This is a genomic window from Caulobacter sp. LARHSG274 (genome assembly GCF_052871235.1).
The window spans coordinates 448,427-462,694 of record NZ_JBIXJO010000001.1 but is presented as its reverse complement, the minus strand read 5'-3'; the positions used below and the strand labels follow the sequence as shown (position 1 = coordinate 462,694).

Genomic DNA, 14,268 nt, shown 5'->3' with positions numbered 1-14,268 from the left:
GGTTCAGGCCGCTTCCAGGTCGTTAGAACGCCGCCTCGCCGGCGGTTTCGCCCAGGGTCCCGGCCCGGCGGTGGGCCAATGCCTCGGCGACATGGATGCGGCGCACCCCGGCCGCGCCCTCCAGGTCGGCGATGGTGCGGGCCAGGCGCAGCACGCGGGTCCAGCCGCGGGCGCTGATCCGACCGGCCTCGGCGGCGCGGGCCAGCAGGTTGCGGCCGGCCTCGTCGAGATCGGCGATCTTCTCCAGGAAGCGCCCTTCGGCCCGGCCGTTCAGGGCCTCGGCGCCGGTCGGCGTCCCGGTCATGATCTCGGCCAGGGCCTCGGCCCGCTCCAGCTGCAGGCGGCGGGCCTGGGCGACGCGGGCGGCGGCCTCGGCCGTGCCCTCCGACGGCGGCGGCAGGGCCAGGTCGGCGGCGGTGACGGCGGGCATGTCGACGGTCAGGTCGATGCGGTCCATCAATGGGCCGCTGACCCGACCCTGGTAGTCGCGCTGGCAGCGGGGAGCCTTGCCGCAGGCGCCGCGTCCTGGCCCGCCATGGCCGCAACGGCACGGGTTCATCGCCGCCACCAGCTGCACCCGGGCCGGATAGCGGACATGGGCGTTGGCCCGGGCCACCATCACCTCGCCCACCTCCAGCGGGCCGCGCAGGCTGTCCAGGGCCTGGACGCCGAATTCCGGCAGTTCGTCGAGGAACAGCACGCCGTTGTGGGCCAGCGACACCTCGCCGGGCTTGGCCTTCAGCCCGCCGCCAGTCAGGGCCGCCATGCTGGCGCTGTGATGCGGCGAGCGGTAGGGCCGGGCCCGGGTCAGGGTTCCCTTGGCGATCAGACCGGCCACCGAATGGACCATCGAGGTCTCCAGCAGCTCGGTCGAGGTCAGGGGCGGCAGCAGGCCCGGCAGGCGCTGGGCCAGCATCGACTTGCCCGAGCCGGGCGGGCCGCAGAACAGCAGGTTGTGGCCGCCGGCCGCGGCGATCTCCAGGGCCCGCTTGGCGTGCTCCTGGCCCTTGACGTCGCGCAGGTCCTTGGCGGTCTCGCCCTCGACCACCGGGCCGGGCGCGGGAGCGGACAGCACCTGGCCGCCGCGGAAGTGGTTGATCAAGGCCACCAGCGAGCGCGGGGCCAGGATGCGGGTGCCGCCGGCCCAGGCCGCCTCGGCCCCGCAGGCCTCCGGACAGATCAGGCCCAGGTCCATCGCCCCGGCCGCCATGGCCGCCGGCAGGGCCCCGGCCGCGGCGACGATCCGTCCGTCCAGGGACAGTTCGCCCATCGCCGCCCAGCCATCGAGGGCGTCGAGCGGGATCACCCCCATGGCCGCCATCACCGCCAGGGCGATCGGCAAATCGTAGTGACTGCCTTCCTTGGGCATGTCCGCAGGGGCCAGGTTGGCGACGATCCGCTTGCCGGGCAGGGCCAGGCCCAGGCCCGCGAAGGCGCCGCGCACCCGCTCCTTGCTCTCGGCCACCGCCTTGTCGCCCAGGCCGACGATGACCATGACCTGCTGGCCGCCGGTCAGCTGCACCTCGACGTCGACGCGGCGCGCCTCGACCCCTTCGAACGCCACGGTGACGACCTTCGCCGCCATTGTTTTTCGCTCCCAGCGCAAATTTATCCACAAGCCAAGCATGGCTGTTGGAGCGGAGCAAGAACAAAAAACGAACGTTTCAGGAAAGTGTGACGGTTCAAAACCCTAGGGCATGTTCCTCACGCGGAGCGGGAGCATAGCGCCTCGATCCGATCCCAGAGCACCGCGGCCGCGTCGGCGCCGCCGAACCGCTTCAACTGCTGGGCCCCGGTCGGCGAGGTGACGTTGATCTCGGTCAGATATTCGCCGATCACGTCGATGCCGACGAACAGCAGGCCGCGCCGCTTCAGTTCCGGGCCGATGATCGCGCAGAGCTCCAGGTCGCGCGGGGTCAGCTCGACCGCCTCGGCCCGGCCGCCGACCCGCAGGTTCGAGCGCACCTGGCCGGCGGCCGGCACGCGGTTGATGGCCCCCACCGGCTCGCCGTCGACCAGCAGGATCCGCTTGTCGCCGAGGCTGACGGCCGGCACGAACTTCTGGGCGATCACCTGCTCGCGGCCGATCATCGCGTGCAGCTCGAGGAGGGCGTCGAGATTGGGGTCGTCGAGCAGCAGCCGGGCCACGCCCGAGCCGCCGCCGCCATAGAGCGGCTTGAGCACGATGTCGCCGTGGCGGGCGCGGAAGTCGTAGATCGCCTCGTGATCGCTGGTGATCAGGGTCGGCGGCTGCACGCCGGGGAAGTCGGTGACGAACAGCTTTTCGGGGGCGTTGCGCACCTCGGCCGGGTTGTTGACCACCAGGGTGTGGGGGTGGACCTTTTCGAGGAAATGGGTGGCGGTGATATAGGCCATGTCGAACGGCGGGTCCTGGCGCATCAGCACCACGTCGACATCGTCCTTCATGTCCAGCACCCCGGCCGCGCCGAGCTGCGCATGGGCGCCCTTGACGTTGCTCAGGACCAGGGTCTGGGCGCGGGCGAACACCCGGCCGTCCTCCATCGACAGCTTGTCGGGGGTGTAGAACCACAGCCTGTGGCCGCGGGTCTGGGCCTCCATCATCATCAGGAAGGTGGTGTCGGTTTCGATATTGATCCCGAGCACGGGATCCATCTGGACGGCGACTCTCAGCGACATGACGGCTCCGGATCGGCTTGGCGGCGCGGGAACCCCGCGCCGCGACTGCCTAGTTAGGGCGGCCTGAGCCCGAATGCGAGGGGCGACGTCGATCGAGGCCCGGCTGCACACGATCGGAATCTCTAATCCGCATTGCAGCTGAACGATGGTCGGAGCGATTGAGGCCAGGAGCCTTTAGTTCAGCCGCAACCGCATGCGCTCGCGGGCCGCGCGGGCCGCGACAGTCGCGCCGCCGTCCAGGACCTGGGCCCGCGACAGCGCCTGCAGGGCCCCGCCGAGCGCCCCCTGGCCCTCGCGGGCGGCGGCGACGTCGAGCCAGGGGTGGTGGTCGGTGGGGTTGAGCAGAGCCCGGCGCAGGGCCGAGCGCTCGGCCCGGGCCCAGTCGCGCGCCTGCTGGGCGCGGGCGAAGATGTTGTTCTGCAGGCGGATCAGCACCGCCCGGTCGGAGATCGGGCTCATCAGCACGTCGAGCTTGGCGGCGACATCGGGCATCAGGCCGGTGTGCAGGGCCCGCCGCGACAGCTCCGACGGCAGCACCACCCGGCCCTCGCTGAACGGATCCAGGGCCAGGGGGCCTTCGTCGGTCTCGATGCGCAGCAGGAAGTGGCCGGGGAAGTCGACGCCGTGCAGGTTCAGGCCGCAGGCGCGGCCGGCGTGCAGGTAGAACACCCCCAGGGCCACCGGCAGGCCCTTGCGCCGCTCGGCCACGGCGATGACGTCGGCGTTGTCGGGATGGTCGTAGGTCAGGAGGTCGCCCGACAGCCGCAGGTCGCCGGCCATGGTCTCGGCCAGGGCCTCCTCGGGGGATTCCGAGGTCATCCGCTCGGTCAGGCGGGCGACGGACAGCTTCGCCAGGGCCAGGGTCGGCTCCAGGTCGCGGTCGGGGTCGTCGTGGACGGCGCAGGCCAGGGCTGCGTCGAACAGCGGAAAGATCTCGTCGGAGCACTCGCCGGCCTTGGTCAGCACAGCTTCGGCCTCTTCGCGGGTCATAGGCCGGCTCCCCGCATATCCCCGACCCAGGCGTCGGGCACGTGGCGCGGCCGCCGTCCGGGGGCCAGGGCGATCAGGTCCAGCCGCACCACGGCGCCGCGCAGGCCGGCGCGACTGGCGGCGACATGGGCCCCTGCGCGGCGCAGCCGGGCGCGCTGTTCGTGGGTCACGGCTTCCAGCGCCGCCTCCAGACTGGTCCTGCTCTTGACTTCGACAACGGCCAACACGCCCCCACGTTGCGCCAGCAGGTCGATCTCGCCCAGCGGCGTAACCAGGCGGAATCCCAGGATGCGATAGCCCTTGGCCATCAGCCACAGGGCGGCGACCACCTCGGCGCGGCGGCCGGCCAGCCGCGCCGCCGCGCCCCGGGCCTGGCGTTCGGGACGCACGGGACGGGCGGCGGTCATTCGGCCTGGCCCTCGAGCGCGTCCCTGGCGGCCGCTTCCTTCAGGGCCAGGGCCTGGCGATAGAGGTCGCGGCGCGGCAGGCCCAGGGCCTTGGCCACGGCCGAGGCCGCCTCGCCGAGCGGCAGGCGGGTCATGGCCTCACGCAGCGCCGCCTCGGCGTCGCCGGCCTCGACGGCCTTCTCCTGGCCGGGGCCGACCAGGATGACGATCTCGCCCTTGGGGGCGGCGAAGCGCGGATCGGCGGCCAGTTCGTCGAGCGGGCCGCGGACGCAGGTCTCGTAGAGCTTGGTCAGTTCGCGGGCCACCGCCCCGGGCCGCGGACCGAACACCGCGGCCATGTCGGCCAGGCTGTCGGCGACCCGCGAGGCGCCTTCGTAGAAGATCAGGGTGGCCCGGACATTGGCCAGCTCCTCGAAGAAGGTCCGGCGGGCCGCGCTCTTGGGCGGCGGGAAGCCGGCGAACAGGAAACGGTCGGTGGGCAGGCCGGCCAGGGTCAGGGCCGCCAGCACCGCCGAGGCGCCGGGAATCGGGAACACCGGGTGGCCGGCCTCGATCGCCGCCTGGGCCAGGCGGTAGCCGGGGTCGGAGACCATCGGCGTGCCGGCGTCGGAGACCAGGGCGATCCGCTCGCCCGCCTCCAGCCGCTCCAGGATGCGCGGCGTCGCCCGGTCGGCGACGTGCTCGTCATAGCGCTCCAGCCGCTTGGAGATCGCATAGGCGGCCAGGAGCTTGCCCGACACCCGGGTGTCCTCGGCCAGCAGCAGGTCGCAGGCGTTGAGCACGTCGAGGGCCCGCAGGGTGATGTCGCGCAGGTTGCCGATCGGGGTCGCCACCAGATAGAGCCCCGGCGCCAGGGGCGCGTCGGACAGGGGTGGCGGGGCAAGCGAACGGCTCAAGGGCGGACTTTCCGACGCGGACTGGGTCGCCATGGCGACGACCCCGGCAGGCTAATGCATGATGGTTATCAGGTCGCGAGCATTCCTGTCAGCCGGTCCAGAACCAGGCGCCCGGACCGGGTGGCGCGCAGGCGGTCGCGATCGTCAGCCAGCAGCCCGGCCTCGACCAGGGATTTCACCCGAGGCGTGTCCGGCGACAGGGCCAGGGCCGCCACCTCATTGAAGGCCACTCCGTCGTCGATGCGCAGGCCCAGCAGCAGGCGCTCCTCCGCCGCCTCGACCGGGGTCAGGGCTTCCGATTCGAAGCCAAGGCCGGTCTGGGCGACCGCCCGGACATAGTCGGCGACGCCCCGGTGGGCGGTGGTGGCCAGCTTGCCGCCGGCCAGGGTCAGGCGGCCGTGGGCCCCTGGGCCGACCCCGACATAGTCGCGGCCCCGCCAGTAGACGAGGTTGTGGCGCGAGCGGGCCGCTTCGCCGCGGGCGTGGTTGGAGACCTCGTAAGCGTCGAAGCCGGCGGCCTCCAGCACGTCTTGCGTGGCCTCGAACAGGGCGGCGGCCTGGTCTTCGTCGGGCACGACCAGCTTGCCCCGGCCGACGGCGCGGTCGAAGGCGGTGCCGGCCTCGATGGTCAGCTGGTAGGGCGACAGGTGCTCGGGCCCGAAGGCCAGGACCTGCGCCAGCTCCTCGCGCCAGGCCTCGACTGTCTGGCCGGGCCGGGCGTAGATCAGGTCCAGCGACAGGCGCGGAAACAGCCGGGCGGCGACGGCGATGGCCCGGCGGGCCGAGCCGGCGTCGTGGTTGCGACCCAGCATCGCCAGGGCCGCGTCGTCCAGGGCCTGGACGCCCAGGGACAGCCGCGCCACCCCCGCCGCCGCCAGGGCCTCGAAGCGGCTGGCCTCGGCGTCGGTGGGATTGGCCTCCAGGCTGATCTCCAGGTCGTCGGCCGGCGTCCACAGCGCCCTGGCGGTCTCGATCACCCGCGCCACCTGGGCCGGATCCATCAGCGACGGGGTGCCGCCGCCGAAGAAAATGGATAGCAGAGGGCGCGGCCCGGTCAGGTTGCGCTGGGCCTTCAGGTCGGCGACGATGGCGTCGGCCAGGGCCGCCTGCTCGGCGGTCCTGCCGCGGTCGCGCACGACGTTGAAGTCGCAATAGGGGCAGATCCGGGCGCAGTACGGCCAGTGGACATAGACGCCGAGGGGGCCTGTTTCAGTCAAACAGCGCCGCCTTCAGCTTGGCGAAGGCGATCGCCCGGTGGCTCATGCCGTCCTTGGCCGCCGGCTCCATCTCGCCGAAGGTCTGGTCGCCGCCCTCGGGGACGAAGATCGGGTCGTAGCCGAAGCCCTTGTCGCCGCGCGGCGGGAAGGTCAGGGTTCCGTGGACCTCGCCCTGCACCACCACCGTCGGGCCGCCGTTGGGCCAGGCCACGGCCAGGGCGCAGGTGAACCAGGCGGCGCGGTCCTCCGAACCGGTCTCCTCGATCCGCTCGGCGACCTTGTCCATGGCCTGGGCGAAGTCCTTGCTCGGGCCAGCCCAGCGGGCCGAATAGATGCCCGGCGCGCCGCCGAGGGCGGCGACCGACAGGCCGGAATCGTCGGCCAGGGCGATCTGGCCCGACAGTTCGGCGGCGTGGCGGGCCTTGAGCAGGGCGTTGCCGACGAAGGTGGTCTCGGTTTCGTCGGGCTCGGGCAGGCCCAGGGCCCCGGCCGCCAGCACCTCGAAGCGCCCGTCGAGCAGGGCGGCCAATTCCTTGGCCTTGCCGGGGTTGTGCGTGGCGGCGACGAGCTTAAGTCCAGCTTCCAGCTTCAGCGTCATCGCGCGGCTCCTTTCCGGGACAAGAACATGCAGCTTCTCTACTCCTCCATGTCGCCCTTCGCCCGCAAGGTTCGTGTGGTCGCTTTCGAACTGGGCCTGGCCGAGCAGCTGGCCCTGGTCGTCGTCAGCCCCTATGCCGACGAGAACCTGCGGGCGACCAATCCGCTGTCGAAGATCCCGGTCCTGGTCCTGGAGGACGGCCCGCCGGTCTATGACTCGCCGGTGATCTGCGAGTACCTCGAACATCGGGCCGGGACCGCCCTGACCCCGGCCGCGGGCCCTGGCCGCTGGGCCGCCTTGATCCTGCAAGCCCTGGCCGACGGCATGGGCGATGCGGCCCTGGCCATCGTCCGCGAACGGATGCGCGAGACCGACGGCAAGGGCCCGGCTCGCCAGGACCTATTCGACCGCCAGGCCGCCGCGATCAACGCCGCCCTCGACCAGCTGGAGCGCGACGGCCTGCCCGCCGACCGCTTCCAGGTCGGCGAGATCGCGGTCGCCGCCCAGCTGGCCTATCTCGACGGCCGCAAGGTCCTGGACTGGCGGCCGGGCCGGCCGCAGCTGGCGGCCTGGTACGAAGCGGCCAGCCGGCGGCCGTCGATGGTGGCGACGGCGCCACACCTGGCGTAATCCCGACATCGGACCCCGATCATTACCAAGGTTTAATATCGTTTATCGATAAGCGACATTGGCGCTGACACAATCGCTCCCTATCTTGGCTACATGGGAGCAGCGCCATGCCGGCCTGTCCCGCAAACCCGATCGAAGGCCCGTCATGTCCGCCGCCAGACTGTTCCGCATCGCCGACGCCGTCGCCACCCGCCTGGCGACCCTGACGCTGATCGTCGGTCTGCCGATCGCCGCGGTGACCTTCGCCGTCAAGACGTTCTGAGCCGGTCGCGAGCGCGCCTTTGACCACCCCCGATCCGCTGGGGCATGGTCGGCGTCCTGCTTAGGGGGAAGAGCGGATGCGCGCCTTGGGACCCGGCTCGGTTTCGAGCTTCCTGAAGATCATTCTCGATGTGATCTATGTCGGCCTGTGGGTCTGGGTCACCCTGCTGGCGGTGTTCACCGTCGTGGTGCTGCTGCTGAGCTTCAACCCCGAACTGATCACCGCCAAGCTGCACATCGGCGGCTCGGCCGACCAGCTGATCGACAAGGGCCCGCTGTTCGCCGGGGCCTTGGCGGCCTGGGCCCTGCTGTCAGGCGGCTGGATGGTGATCGTCGAGCGGCTGCGGCGGATCTTCGCCACCCTGACCGCCGGCGACCCGTTCCATCCGGACAATGTCCGCCGCCTGCGGGTGGTCGGACTGGTGCTGGCCGCCCTTGAGATCGGCCACTACATCTTCTCGGCCCTGGCCCATTGGCTGGCCCCGGAGGCCAAGGACGTCGGCGGCGGCTTCAGCCTCAGCGCCTGGTTCCCGGTGCTGGTGGTCTTCGTCCTGGCCGAGGTGTTCCGCGAGGGCGCGCGCCTGCGCCGCGAAGCCGAACTGACCATCTGATGCGCGGAGACGAATGACATGGCCATCCGCGTGCAACTGGATCGCGTCCTGCTGGAACGGCGGATGTCGCTGACCGAGCTGTCGGACCGGGTCGGGGTGACGATCGCCAACCTGTCGATCCTCAAGACCGGCAAGGCCCGGGCGGTGCGCTTCTCGACCCTGGACGCCCTGTGCCGCGAGCTGAACTGCCAACCGGGCGACCTGATGACCTATGAGCCGGGACCGGGCGAGAGCCACGAGGAAGACTGAAGGCCTCGCCTTCGCGCTCACCTTTCATCCGTCATTCCGGGCCTTGTGCCCGGAACCCCTGGTTCAGCCGACGGTGAGGCGCCTTGGCGCGCTGGCGCGCCACACCTGCGCACCTGCGGCGAAGAGAGGGGTTCCGGGCACAAGGCCCGGAATGACGGTGATTATTTGGAAACCGCCTCGTGCTGCAGCACGAACAGCTCGCCGATCCCCTTTTCGGCCAGGGCGAACAGGGCGTCGAACTCGCCGCGGGTGAAGCCGCGCTTTTCGCCGGTGGCCTGGACCTCGACGATGTCGCCGGTGTTGGTCAGCACGAAATTGCTGTCGGCCTCGGCCTGGCTGTCCTCCTCGTAGTCGAGGTCGAGCACCGGGGCGTCCTTGAACACCCCGCAGGAGACGGCCGCCACCTGGGCCAGGATCGGGTCGACCTTCAGCACGCCCTCCTCCAGCAGGTAGTTGATCGCCAGGCGCAGGGCGACCCAGGCGCCGGTGATGGCGGCGGTGCGGGTGCCGCCGTCGGCCTGGAGGACGTCGCAGTCGAGGCTGATCTGCCGCTCGCCCAGGGCCTTGAGGTCGACGACGGCCCGCAGCGAGCGGCCGATCAGGCGCTGGATCTCCTGGGTGCGGCCGCTCTGCTTGCCTTGCGCGGCCTCACGGCGCCCGCGCGTATGCGTGGCCCGGGGCAGCATGCCGTACTCGGCCGTGACCCAGCCCGAGCCCTTGCCGCGCAGCCAGCCGGGCAGGCTTTCCTCGACCGTGGCGGTGACCAGGACCCTGGTGTGGCCGAAGCTGACCAGGCACGAGCCCTCGGCATAGCGGTTGACGCCGGTTTCCAGGGTGACGACGCGAAGGGCGTCGGGGGCGCGTTCGGACGGACGCATGGGAAACTCCGGGGCTTTGCGTGATAGGATCAGGCCGCTTATCCTAACTTCAGCGGGGTCGTCCAATCCCGTCGGAACCTGGGGAGCCCGCTGGGGCGCGTTCGAAGGCTAGATGACACAGCTTTTTTCGGGTTTTTCCGCGCAGACGCCCAGTCTCACCGACCTGGACGCCCGCGCCCGCGACATCTTCCGCCGGGTGGTGGAATCCTATCTGGAGACCGGAGAGCCCGTCGGCTCGCGGACCATTTCGCGCGGCGGCGTGCAGCTGTCGCCGGCCTCGATCCGCAACACCATGCAGGACCTGGCGCAGTTGGGCCTGCTGAACGCCCCCCACACCAGCGCCGGGCGCATCCCCACCCACGCCGGCCTGCGGATGTTCGTCGACGGCCTGCTGGAGGTCGGCGATATCGGCGAGGAGGAGCGGCGCAGCATCGAATCGCGGCTCTACGCCCATGGCCGCTCGTTCGAGGACGCCATGGGCGAGGCCAGCGCCATTCTCTCGGGCCTGGCCGGCGGAGCCGGCATCGTCGTCACCCCGGCCCGCGAGGGCGGGGTCAAGCATGTGGAGTTCGTCGCCCTGGGCGCCGACCAGGCCCTGGCGATCATGGTGTTCGACGACGGCACGGTCGAGAACCGGCTGATGAAGCGCTCGGCCGGGGTCACCCCCGCCTCGCTGCAGGAGGCCTCCAACTTTCTCAACGCCCGCCTGCGCGGCCGCACCCTGAACGAGGCCAAGGCCGAGATGGCGGCCGAGCTGGACGCCGCCCGGCGTGAACTGGACGCCACGGCGGCGCGTCTGGTCGAGGACGGCCTGGCCGCCTGGAGCGGCGGCGACGACCCCGACCGGGCCCTGATCGTCCGCGGCCGCGCCAACCTGCTGGCCGACGCCAGCGCCCGGGAGGACCTGGAGCGTGTGCGCCGGCTGTTCGACGACTTGGAGCAGAAGGGCCAGCTGATCGGCCTGCTCGACGACGTCCGCACCGCCGAGGGCGTGCGCATTTTCATCGGGGCCGAAACGCGACTCTTTTCGCTTTCGGGTTCCTCCCTGATCGCGGCGCCCTATATGACGGGCCGACAGAAGGTGTTGGGCGCGATCGGCGTGATCGGGCCCACGCGCCTAAACTATGCCCGGGTGATCCCGCTGGTGGACTATACCGCCCGCGTGCTCGGCCGGATGATGGACGGATGAGGACTGTTTCGAGATGACCGACGACCAAACGCCGGCCGACGACGTGGCTCTTGAGGCCGATGACGCGGCCCAGGAAATCGAAGCCCTGAAGCTGGAAGTGGCGGCCCTGAAGGACCAGGCCCTGCGCTTCGCCGCCGAGGCCGAGAACACCAAGCGCCGGGCCGAGCGCGAGATGAACGACGCCCGCGCCTATGCGATCCAGAAGTTCGCCCGCGACCTGCTGGGCGCCGCCGACAACCTGTCGCGCGCCACCGCCAGCAGCCCGCGCGATTCGCAGGACCCGGCGGTGACCAACTTCATCATCGGCGTCGAGATGACCGAGAAGGAGCTGCAGGGCGCCTTCGAGCGCAACGGCCTGCGCAAGATCGACCCGGCCAAGGGCGAGAAGTTCGACCCCCACCTGCACCAGGCGGTGATGGAGCAGCCGTCGGACGAGATCGCGGCCGGCGGCGTCATCCAGGTGCTGCAGGCCGGCTACGAGCTGATGGGCCGCCTGGTCCGCCCGGCCATGGTCGCCGTGGCCGCCAAGGGCTCGACGGCCCCCGGCGCGCCGGCCGAACCGGCCACGACCGGCGCCAATCCCTACGCCCCCGCCGACGACAGCGCCGGCGGGGCGTTCGACACCAAGGCGTAGCCAACGCCGCCAGGGCGAGGAAACGGAACGTCGATGTCTCATGCGCGCCTCCTGATCGCCCTGGGCCTGGGCCTGACCGCCGGCGCCGTCCACGCGGAAGCCGCCGGCGGAACCTCGGCCCTGTCGCTGACCCGGCCCGAAGGCGGCCGGCCGCTCGACCTTTCCGCGCCCGGCCTGCCGGTGCTCTACAGCCGGGCCCCGGCCCGGCTGCCGGCGGGGGTGGCGCGCACCTCTGTGGAGCGCCGCGCCAGCGACGTGACCGGTTCGGCCGGCCTGCTGTGCGGCCTGCAGCCCAGCGCCGACACCAGCGGCGCGGCGACCGCCCGCGGCTATGATCCCGACGGCAAGTTCATCGGCGCCAAGCTGGCGCTGAGATTCTAGCCGGACGCCTCGCCTTCGATCCGATCGGCCAGGCCCTTGGCCCCGGCCACGGCGTCGGACCAGGTGATGTCGAAGTCCGAATCGGCGCCGAGATAGGGATCGGCCACAGCCTGGCCCTGCCGACCCTCGACGGTGTCCAGGAGCAGCAGCAGTTGCGCGGTTCCGTCGGCGGGGCGCAGCCGCTTCAGGTCGGCCAGGTTCTCGCGGTCCAGGGCGACGATGTGGGTGAAATGGCGGAAGTCCTCGGCGCTCACTTGGCGGCCGCGATAGCCGCTGATGTCGATGCCGTGGCGCCGCGCCACCGCCTGGGCGCGGCGGTCGGGCGGACGGCCGACGTGCCAGGCGCCGGTCCCGGCCGAATCGATCTCGACGTCCAGGCCGCGCCGCTCGGCCTCGCGGCGGAAGGCGGCCTGCGCCAGGGGCGAGCGACAGATATTGCCCAGGCAGACGAACAGCACGGCGGGTCGCGTCACGAAAAGCCCTCTCGTCATCGGCGGCGTCCAGGCTTGCGCGGGACGCCGATCGGCCCAACATGCAGCCTCTCTCGGCAATCTCAAGCAGGACCCCGCCATGGCGACCTCCACCGAAACCGCGATCCTGGCCGGCGGCTGCTTCTGGGGCGTCCAGGACCTGCTGCGCCGCTATCCCGGGGTGATCTCGACCCGGGTCGGCTATTCGGGCGGCGACGTGCCCAACGCCACCTATCGCAACCACGGCACCCACGCCGAGGCGATCGAAATCGTCTTCGACCCGGCGACGATCAGCTATCGCCAGCTGCTGGAGTTCTTCTTCCAGATCCACGACCCGACGACCCTGAACCGCCAGGGCAACGACATCGGCCTGAGCTATCGCTCGGCGATCTTCTACACCAGCGAGGCGCAGAAGGAGACGGCGCTGGAGACCATCGCCGACGTCGAGGCCTCGGGCCTGTGGCCGGGCAAGGTGGTGACCGAGGTTGCGCCCGCCGGTCCGTTCTGGGAGGCCGAGCCCGAGCACCAGGACTATCTGGAACGGATCCCCAACGGCTACACCTGCCACTTCATCCGGCCGGGCTGGAAACTGCCGGCCCGGGCCGACCGGGCGGCGGCCGGCTGAGGCGTCGGATCGGCCCCGGAACGGGCCTCGCCGGGACCTGCGCATTTCGCCGCATCCCGGCGCTCGCCCCCTCTTCCCCAGCGGCGCGATTACGCTAATGTCGCAAGTCCATTCATTGCGGGGCCGCTCGGGGGATTCTCTAGTCGGCCGCGACCCCGGGACCTGGACCGAGATATGAAGCTTACCATCGAGCGGGCGGCGCTGCTGAAGGCGCTGGGTCACGTGCAGAGCGTCGTCGAGCGCCGCAACACCATCCCGATCCTGTCGAACATCCTGTTGTCGGCCGATCGCGACACCTTGAGCTTCTCCGCCACCGACCTGGACATGGAGATCATCGACGAGGGCCTGGCCCAGATCGACGTGCCCGGCCAGATCACCGCCCCGGCCCACACCCTCTATGAAATCGTCCGCAAGCTGCCCGACGGCTCGGACGTGTCGCTGAGCTTCAGCGGCGACGATCCCCGCCTGGTGATCCAGGCCGGCCGCTCGCGCTTCAACCTGCCGGTGCTGCCGGCCGGCGACTTCCCGGTGATGAGCAGCGACGGCCTGTCGGGTCGCATCTCGGTCGACACCAACGAGCTGATCCGGCTGATCGACAAGACCCGCTTTGCGATCTCGACCGAAGAGACCCGCTATTATCTGAACGGCCTCTATCTCCACACGGTCAACGACGGCGGCGAGGTCAAGCTGCGGGCCGTGGCCACCGACGGCCACCGCCTGGCCCTGGCCGAGATGGCCGCCCCCGAGGGCGCGGCCGGCCTGCCCGGGATCATCGTGCCGCGCAAGACCATCCAGGAGGCCCGCCGGCTGATGGAATCGGCCGGCGAGCAGGTCGACCTGCAGATCAGCGCCCAGAAGGTGCGCTTCGAGTTCGGCGCCGCCGCCCTGACCTCCAAGGTCATCGACGGCGCCTTCCCCGACTATCTGCGGGTCATCCCCCGCGACAACGCCAAGATCCTGACCCTGGACAACGACCTGTTCGCCAAGGCCGTCGACCGGGTGGCGACCATCTCGGCCGAGAAGAGCCGGTCGGTGAAACTGGCGGTCGAGCCGGGCCGGATCACCCTGACCGTCCGCAACATGGAAGCCGGCCAAGCCGTCGAGGAGGTCGAGGTCGACTATGACGGCGAGGCCTTCGAGATCGGCTTCAACGCCCGCTACTTGCTCGACGTCTGCGGTCAGATCGGCGGGCCGATCGCCGAATTCCGCTTCGCCGACCCGGCCAGCCCGACCCTGGTGGTCGACCCGACCGACCCGGGCGTGAAGTACGTGCTGATGCCGTTGCGGGTGTAGGGGCTTCACTTCCGATCTTCCACAGGGGATGGGCGGCTTTGGGCCTTATCCACGCGCTCGCCGCCTCACGCGGATGACCGCTGAGGTGATGGAAAGGGACGCGGAGCGCCGGACGACGTCCGGAGTTCTTTGATAAATACCGTTTCGACGAAGCCACCGCTCCGCGCGCTCGTTTTCCGTCCGCGTCCGGTAGGCGGCCCTGTTAAGGCCTAGCCGGACTCCGGAACCCCGCCGTTTCCGACGGGCCCCGGCGACGAGGGCGCGGATCTTCGACACACGCG

At 70.8% G+C, this 14,268-nt stretch carries 17 protein-coding genes; 8 read left to right on the top strand and 9 right to left on the bottom strand.

The genetic code is table 11. The features are described from left to right. Nucleotides 1-22: 22 nt before the first annotated feature. The 7 genes from ACIPQB_RS02160 to rdgB form a co-directional block, all read right to left on the bottom strand. Nucleotides 23-1,585, bottom strand: a complete 1,563-nt coding sequence (locus tag ACIPQB_RS02160; protein WP_446483549.1) for a YifB family Mg chelatase-like AAA ATPase — start codon at nucleotides 1,583-1,585, stop codon at nucleotides 23-25. Nucleotides 1,586-1,704: 119 nt separating this feature from the next. Next, nucleotides 1,705-2,658 (bottom strand): glutathione synthase, encoded by a 954-nt coding sequence (gshB, locus tag ACIPQB_RS02155; RefSeq protein ID WP_446483548.1) that lies wholly within the window; start codon nucleotides 2,656-2,658, stop codon nucleotides 1,705-1,707. Nucleotides 2,659-2,832: 174 nt separating this feature from the next. Beyond that, entirely contained in the window at nucleotides 2,833-3,648 is an 816-nt protein-coding gene (locus tag ACIPQB_RS02150; protein WP_446483547.1) for a SirB1 family protein, read from the bottom strand. Beyond that, nucleotides 3,645-4,055, bottom strand: a complete 411-nt coding sequence (locus tag ACIPQB_RS02145) for a YraN family protein (protein WP_446483546.1) — start codon at nucleotides 4,053-4,055, stop codon at nucleotides 3,645-3,647. Before ACIPQB_RS02145 ends, ACIPQB_RS02150 begins: the two co-directional genes overlap by 4 nt. Next, a complete protein-coding gene (rsmI, locus tag ACIPQB_RS02140; RefSeq protein ID WP_446483545.1) occupies nucleotides 4,052-4,951 on the bottom strand; it encodes a 16S rRNA (cytidine(1402)-2'-O)-methyltransferase in 900 nt (299 codons plus the stop codon). The genes ACIPQB_RS02145 and rsmI overlap by 4 nt, the downstream gene beginning before the upstream one ends. Nucleotides 4,952-5,019: 68 nt before the next feature. Then, nucleotides 5,020-6,168 (bottom strand): radical SAM family heme chaperone HemW, encoded by a 1,149-nt coding sequence (hemW, locus tag ACIPQB_RS02135; RefSeq protein WP_446483544.1) that lies wholly within the window; start codon nucleotides 6,166-6,168, stop codon nucleotides 5,020-5,022. Further along, complete coding sequence (rdgB, locus tag ACIPQB_RS02130) at nucleotides 6,161-6,766, bottom strand: RdgB/HAM1 family non-canonical purine NTP pyrophosphatase (protein WP_446483543.1); 606 nt, start codon at nucleotides 6,764-6,766, stop codon at nucleotides 6,161-6,163. The genes hemW and rdgB overlap by 8 nt, the downstream gene beginning before the upstream one ends. A gap of 27 nt (nucleotides 6,767-6,793) precedes the next feature. Between rdgB and ACIPQB_RS02125 the strand changes: the two genes are divergently transcribed. The 3 genes from ACIPQB_RS02125 to ACIPQB_RS02115 all read left to right on the top strand — a co-directional run bounded on the left by ACIPQB_RS02125 (nucleotide 6,794) and on the right by ACIPQB_RS02115 (nucleotide 8,517). Next, complete coding sequence (locus tag ACIPQB_RS02125; RefSeq protein WP_446483542.1) at nucleotides 6,794-7,396, top strand: glutathione S-transferase N-terminal domain-containing protein; 603 nt, start codon at nucleotides 6,794-6,796, stop codon at nucleotides 7,394-7,396. Between the two features lie 338 nt (nucleotides 7,397-7,734). Further along, a complete protein-coding gene (locus tag ACIPQB_RS02120) occupies nucleotides 7,735-8,268 on the top strand; it encodes a DUF2975 domain-containing protein (protein WP_446483541.1) in 534 nt (177 codons plus the stop codon). Nucleotides 8,269-8,286: 18 nt separating this feature from the next. Next, nucleotides 8,287-8,517: a helix-turn-helix domain-containing protein gene (locus ACIPQB_RS02115; protein WP_446483540.1), complete on the top strand. Its 231-nt coding sequence runs from the start codon at nucleotides 8,287-8,289 to the stop codon at nucleotides 8,515-8,517. 161 nt (nucleotides 8,518-8,678) lie between these two features. On the opposite strand, the gene rph is transcribed toward ACIPQB_RS02115, so the two are convergent. Continuing rightward, nucleotides 8,679-9,395, bottom strand: coding sequence for a ribonuclease PH (gene rph / locus ACIPQB_RS02110; RefSeq protein WP_446483539.1), 717 nt, complete (start codon nucleotides 9,393-9,395; stop codon nucleotides 8,679-8,681). A 112-nt stretch (nucleotides 9,396-9,507) separates the two neighbouring features. On the opposite strand from rph, the gene hrcA reads away from it, so the two are divergent. The 3 genes from hrcA to ACIPQB_RS02095 are packed head-to-tail and all read left to right on the top strand — an operon-like array spanning nucleotide 9,508 to nucleotide 11,599. Then, nucleotides 9,508-10,584, top strand: coding sequence for a heat-inducible transcriptional repressor HrcA (hrcA, locus tag ACIPQB_RS02105; RefSeq protein ID WP_446483538.1), 1,077 nt, complete (start codon nucleotides 9,508-9,510; stop codon nucleotides 10,582-10,584). Between the two features lie 13 nt (nucleotides 10,585-10,597). After that, nucleotides 10,598-11,218, top strand: coding sequence for a nucleotide exchange factor GrpE (grpE, locus tag ACIPQB_RS02100; RefSeq protein ID WP_446483537.1), 621 nt, complete (start codon nucleotides 10,598-10,600; stop codon nucleotides 11,216-11,218). A gap of 33 nt (nucleotides 11,219-11,251) precedes the next feature. After that, the gene (locus ACIPQB_RS02095) at nucleotides 11,252-11,599 is read left to right on the top strand and encodes a hypothetical protein (protein WP_446483536.1); all 348 of its coding nucleotides are present in this window, start codon (nucleotides 11,252-11,254) and stop codon (nucleotides 11,597-11,599) included. Here the strand turns inward: ACIPQB_RS02095 and ACIPQB_RS02090 are convergent. After that, nucleotides 11,596-12,090, bottom strand: a complete 495-nt coding sequence (locus ACIPQB_RS02090; protein WP_446483535.1) for a low molecular weight protein-tyrosine-phosphatase — start codon at nucleotides 12,088-12,090, stop codon at nucleotides 11,596-11,598. The two genes, ACIPQB_RS02095 and ACIPQB_RS02090, sit on opposite strands and share 4 nt — an antisense overlap. A 79-nt stretch (nucleotides 12,091-12,169) precedes the next feature. Between ACIPQB_RS02090 and msrA the strand changes: the two genes are divergently transcribed. Beyond that, on the top strand, nucleotides 12,170-12,694 hold the full coding sequence (gene msrA, locus ACIPQB_RS02085) for a peptide-methionine (S)-S-oxide reductase MsrA (protein ID WP_446483534.1): 525 nt from the start codon (nucleotides 12,170-12,172) through the stop codon (nucleotides 12,692-12,694). Nucleotides 12,695-12,868: 174 nt separating this feature from the next. Then, complete coding sequence (dnaN, locus tag ACIPQB_RS02080) at nucleotides 12,869-13,987, top strand: DNA polymerase III subunit beta (protein ID WP_446483533.1); 1,119 nt, start codon at nucleotides 12,869-12,871, stop codon at nucleotides 13,985-13,987. The last annotated feature ends 281 nt before the right edge of the window (nucleotides 13,988-14,268 follow it).